Origin of the sequence: Candidatus Latescibacter sp. (genome assembly GCA_030692375.1) — a bacterium.
Classification (GTDB): Bacteria; Latescibacterota; Latescibacteria; order Latescibacterales; family Latescibacteraceae; genus JAUYCD01.
Map to the genome: position 1 here is coordinate 1 of JAUYCD010000149.1, position 5753 is coordinate 5753.

Genomic DNA, 5753 nt, shown 5'->3' on the forward strand with positions numbered 1-5753 from the left:
TTTTCTTAATCTGAAGAGCCTTTTGCAAAAGTCGTGTTTTACATAAAAAGTGATGAGTTTTTTACTTCAGCCCCCTAACCCTCGGTCCCTTTCCCCCGAAGGGGCAAGGGATGTCGTTGCTCCACAGTCTTTTCCTGCCCCCTCCGGGGAAGGATGTCCAAAGGACAGGAAGGGGGCTGCGTCAAACAATCTCGACTTTTGCAAATGGCTTATTATATAGTTTCGACATATATAACAGTTGGGAAGTTTAATAATTTTTTAAGAAATATTTGGCAAATTATACATGGCGACATAAATAATTGCACATGTTTAAGTGTTTAGATCCTGAAACGAGTTCAGGATGACACATGTCATGCCGAACTTGTTGCCGCTTCGCGGGAACGATGAAAGCGCAGCGCATCTTTTAGCAACCGTTGCGGCATCTATTTTGAAGAGAAACGCAATAAAATATGTCGTCGTGTATACAAAAATAGCCCTTTAAAAATGTATATATGATATTGTTTAATATTGTGTTTAGAGATTGTATATGAAATGTCTCGTAACAGGCGGAGCCGGATTCATCGGATCAAATCTGGCAGAAAAGTTGTTGAATACCGGCAATGAGGTTGTGGCGCTTGATGATCTCTCGACCGGAAAACTGGGGAACATTGAAGCCTTCCTGAAAAATGATCGCTTTCGGTTTATCGAGGGCACTATCACCGATCCGCAAACGTGCAGCCTGGCCTGCCGCGGGGCAGAGTACGTTTTTCATGAGGCCGCCGTATGCAGTGTTCCCGAGTCCATCAAGCACCCCAGAGAAACCCTTGAAGTAAACGTTACAGGTACTGCCAATGTTTTTCTTGCCGCACGCGATGCACATGTCAGAAGAGTAGTGTGGGCGTCATCGACTTCGGTGTACGGAAATTCCGAGATACTTCCGAATATTGAATCCATGCCGCTCTACCCGCTTTCCCCTTACGCCGCATCTAAGGCAGCGGGGGAAATGTTCGCCCGAGCTTTCAGTGAAGTGTTTGATATATCCATCATCAGTCTTCGATATTACAATGTCTTCGGGAAACGTCAGGACCCCTTTTCCGCTTATGCCGCGGTCATCCCGCTGTTAGTATCAAGGCTGCTCAGGGGAGAGCGTCCGGTTATTTTTGGCGACGGCAATCAGACCCGTGACTTTATCTACATCGACAATGTAGTAGATGCCAATATACTCGCCGCAGTCAGTGCTCCCGATGATGCTGGTGGAAAGGCATATAATATCGGCTGCGGGAGCCGGATTACCATCAATGAATTGTACGCGATACTGGCGGATGAGCTTGGTTTCAGGCCCGAACCTCTTTATGAACCCCAGCGGGCCGGAGAGGTGCGGAATTCTGTTGCGGATATCAGCGCCGCCCGGAGAGATTTTGGATATAATCCCGCCATTACTGTCAGGGAAGGACTGAAAATGTCACTGGCCTGGTATAAGGAGAATTTCGGCGCCCGATGAATAGCAGAAAGATACTGATACTCTTATTTCTGACCTGTTTCGTTTTCGCGACTGCTTTGATGAACTGCAGTAAAAAGGAAGCACCGGTTCTGAGGGCATACGATGCCAAAAATCATACCCTGATTGTTCTCTCCGGAAAGCAGATGAAAACGATCAATTTTTATGAAAAAGCCGATTTTGTCGTTGTCGGCGGCAGTTTAGGCGGTATCGCCGCAGCACTGGCGCTCTGCTCAAACGGCCGCGAGGTAATTCTCGTTGAAGAATCGGACAAGATCGCCGGATGTTTTGCGGTCGAAGATACCCTTTCTTTTGCAGAGGGTGAGTTTGTTGAAAAAACAGGGTCTTCGCGAACCTATCAGATTTTCCGCTCGAAAATCCTTGATTGGTACAAGAAACAATCTCTTTCACCCCCATCCATTGCACCTGAATTCAATCCGGCCCTGGGTAATTTCCGTTTCCGCAATTTTTGTTTCGAAACCGGCGCCGCGCTGGATGTCATCAATGAGATGCTTGAAAAAAACAAAAAAAACGGAAAATTGACTGTATTATACCGTCATAAGATCGCCAGGGTCCTAACGTTTAATAACAGGATAGCTTCTTTTATCGCCATCGACCTGGATAAAAAAGTAGCCGACATGGTCAGCGGCTGGTTTTTCATCGATGCCAGTGTGCAGGGAGACCTTTTGGTCAAAGCAGGTATCGAGACGGTTGCGGGTATGGAAAGCAAATCCGTCACCCATGAGCCGCATGCCCCGGAAAAAGCGGATTCTCTTGTTTCACAGGAATTCTATATCTGCCCTGATTATAAAATAGATGGAAAGAAAAAAATCGGCGATCAGGTATTCGTTTATGATGTTAAAAAGGTCAACTCACCCGGTAATACCGGTGCGTATGAATTTTCAGTGATGACTGAGCCCCGGCGCATCATACCGGAGGCCCGTATAAGTGAAGAGGATATCTCCGCTGAAAATCAGAAAGGGCCGAGAGCCAGATTCGTTAAAGATTCTATAGGCATCGGATATACATTTATCACGGTGAATATGCCGGATGGCCAGCGGGCTTTTATCGAAACCAAACCGTTCCAGATTCCCTTTGGCGCTCTGATTCCGATCAGATTTGAAAATGTACTGGCGGGAAACGGCAATATCGGCGCCACCTATATCGCCTCCAGCGCTTTAAATACTCCTGAAATCGAGTGGGCCATCGGAGAAGCCGCCGGAACAGCAGCCGCACTCATAGGCGGGTATAAGATCACTACCCAAAAATTGCTGTCCGATCCGGATAAATTGCGATTTTTTCAGCGTTATCTGGTGAATAGATTCGGTGCGCCAATATACTGGTATGACGATGTCGGGCCGAACGACCCGGATTTTGAAAAAGGCCAGTTAAAACCGTTTGAAGACCCGGCTTATCATGACTCCGCCCGGACGCTTCACTATCGGCAGAGCAAATAAGGAAGCATTTCCATGGGAAAAGTCAAAGAAACGCCCCCCGCCGCTTTAATCGCCGGTATAACATTCAGTGAAGAAGTCTGGTTACATCAAGGGATGGATGTTCTCAGGGAAGAATTCGGCGCCCTGGAGATGGAAAGCCCGGTTTTTGATTTTTCCATGACCGATTACTACACGAAAGAAATGGGAAAAAACCTCCGAAAGCAGTTTTTCTGTTTCGAGCGCCCCCTGGATTTAGAAATGCTTCCGGAGATCAAACTCCGCACCAATGAGATTGAACTTCGATTTGCCCAAGGAGAAAGCGGGAATGCGGCCCGGAGGGTGAATATCGACCCCGGGTATGTCACCCTTTCCAAACTGGTGCTTGCCACCACGAAGGATTACAGCCACCGTATTTACATCGGAAAAGGAATATATGCGGAAACCACCCTCCGGTTCCTTGGCGGTACATTCACTCCTCTCGATATTACCTATCCCGATTACCAGACACCCATAGCCATTACATTTTTCAACGCAGTCCGTGAGTTTGTAAAAAAAAAAGGGTATATATGGACGCCGGGGAAAGAATAGAATATTTGCGGAAGACGATAAATGAGCATAATAACCGCTACTACGTTCTCTCGCAGCCGACCATTTCGGATGAAGAATACGATGCTCTGGCCAGGGAACTGGAAACCCTGGAAAAAGCCCATCCGGAGCTGACATCCGAAGCAAGCCCGACCATGCAGGTTGGCAGCGATATTACCATTGATACAGATGCGGTTTCTCTGACGATGGAAGCCCCGGAAGCACGGGTTACTATTCGTGAATTTCGCAGGCGTGAGCACAAAGTCCCCATGCTCAGTATATCAAACACGTACACTGAGCAGGAACTGGGAGAATTTTACCAGAGGGTAAAAAGAGAGCTCGCCGGGGAAACAGTATCGTTTAACTGTGAGCTCAAAATCGACGGGGTGGCGCTGGAGCTCATCTATAAAAATGGGAAACTGGATGCGGCGGTTACCCGCGGCGACGGCCAGGTCGGCGATGTGGTGACGGAGAATGTGCGGTACATTCACTCTATTCCCCAGGTATTACAAACCGTTCCTCCCGATTTCGAGGTGCGCGGCGAAGTGTATATGGACCGCGAAGAGTTCGAAAAAATCAACAGACAACGCCGGGAAGCGGAACTAAAAACATTCGCAAATCCCCGCAACCTGGCCGCCGGCTCTCTAAAAACCCTTGATCCCACCATCCAGGAAAACCGTAACCTCAAGTTTTTCGCGTACGGTCTCACCACGCCGCTTCCGGTTGAGCGCTCCCAGTATATCCAGCTCTTGGAGCTCAAAAACAGGGGCTTCGCGGTTAACGAGTACCTCGAGAGATACGACGATCCCGCCGAGATCTCCGGTTACCTCAAGAGAGTGGAGAGCATCCGGGACAAGCTCCCCTACGATATCGACGGTGTGGTGATTAAAGTCGATACCCTCGAGCAGTTCGACAGGCTGAAAACAACCGCCAAAAGTCCCCGTGGGGCGATAGCATTCAAATTCAGGGCCCGGCAGGCGGAAACGATCATCCGTGATGTCATCTTCTCGGTCGGCAGGACGGGGAAGGTGACTCCGGTGGCCGAGCTTGACCCGGTTTTTCTCGCCGGTTCCACCATCAGCCATGCAACCCTGCACAACGAGCAGGAAATCGCCCGCAAGGATATACGGATCGGAGATACGGTCATTATTGAAAAAGGGGGAGACGTTATCCCGAAAGTGACCACGGTAGTAAAGGATAAAAGGCCGCCCCACTCCCACCCCATTGTTTACCCTGAGCAATGCCCGGTCTGCGGTTCAAAACTGGTCAGAATTGAAGAAGAGGTGGATATCCGCTGTGTGAACGCCGCCTGTCCCGCGGTGGTGGAGAATAGTATTCTCCATTTCGCATCCCGTGAGGCAATGAATATCGAGGGGCTGGGACCGGCTCTGGTCGCCCAGTTGATGAAAACCGGACTGGTGAAGGATTTTGCGGATATTTATACCCTCACAACAGAGCAGCTCACAGCGCTGGAACACATGGGAGAAAAAAGCGCCTTAAACATCATCGGCGCCATCGAAACCAGCAAAGACCGTGACCTCTGGCATTTCCTTTTTGCCCTGGGAATCCGTCATGTGGGAACACGTACAGCCCGTGTCCTTTCCGAGCGGTTCGGATCCATTGATAAACTCCTTGAAGCAGACCCCGGGAAACTTCAGGCGGTTGCGGATGTAGGCCCGGTCATGGCGGACAGTGTATATGACTTTTTCCATAACCAGGAAAACCGCGCCCTCCTCGATCGCCTGAGAGGAGTGGGTTTGCCATTTGAAAGCAAGACTCCTCCCCGGGCAGTCGAGGAAGAATTCTTCGCCGGAAAAGTCTTTGTTTTAACAGGCAGTCTCTCGCAGTTGACACGTGATGATGCCACCGAACTCATCATTGCACGCGGCGGCAGAGTCTCTTCCTCGGTTTCTAAAAAAACCGACTATGTGGTCGCCGGCGCCGAACCCGGCTCAAAGTACGATAAAGCCCGTTCGCTGGGAGTGAAAATCATACAAGAAGATGAGTTTCTCACGCAGGTGCACAGGGAGGTGAAAACCGCTTGACACTTCACTTCATATCCCGTATATTCTTCCCTTGGAGTGGGGCTTTAGCTCAGCTGGGATGAGCGCCTGACTGGCAGTCAGGAGGTCGCGAGTTCGATCCTCGCAAGCTCCACCAAGAATACAAGACAATAAGTTACAAAGAATTTTACCTCCTGATTTCAGGGGGTATTTTTATAGCCGTCATATGCCCGTCATATGTGAAAACAAAAA

Annotated in this window: 4 protein-coding genes and 1 tRNA gene; all 5 read left to right on the plus strand. The window is 49.3% G+C overall.

Annotation, left to right across the window (positions count from 1 at the left end; genetic code table 11):
• The first annotated feature begins 526 nt into the window (after window positions 1-526).
• Complete coding sequence (locus Q8O92_09150) at window positions 527-1480, plus strand: SDR family oxidoreductase (GenBank protein MDP2983481.1); 954 nt, start codon at window positions 527-529, stop codon at window positions 1478-1480.
• Window positions 1477-2934: an FAD-dependent oxidoreductase gene (locus tag Q8O92_09155; GenBank protein ID MDP2983482.1), complete on the plus strand. Its 1458-nt coding sequence runs from the start codon at window positions 1477-1479 to the stop codon at window positions 2932-2934. The genes Q8O92_09150 and Q8O92_09155 overlap by 4 nt, the downstream gene beginning before the upstream one ends.
• 12 nt (window positions 2935-2946) lie before the next feature.
• A complete protein-coding gene (locus tag Q8O92_09160; protein MDP2983483.1) occupies window positions 2947-3501 on the plus strand; it encodes a DUF4416 family protein in 555 nt (184 codons plus the stop codon).
• A gap of 5 nt (window positions 3502-3506) precedes the next feature.
• Entirely contained in the window at window positions 3507-5543 is a 2037-nt protein-coding gene (gene ligA / locus Q8O92_09165; protein ID MDP2983484.1) for an NAD-dependent DNA ligase LigA, read from the plus strand.
• A 38-nt stretch (window positions 5544-5581) separates the two neighbouring features.
• Window positions 5582-5658, plus strand: a tRNA-Ala gene (locus tag Q8O92_09170).
• Window positions 5659-5753 lie beyond the last annotated feature (95 nt).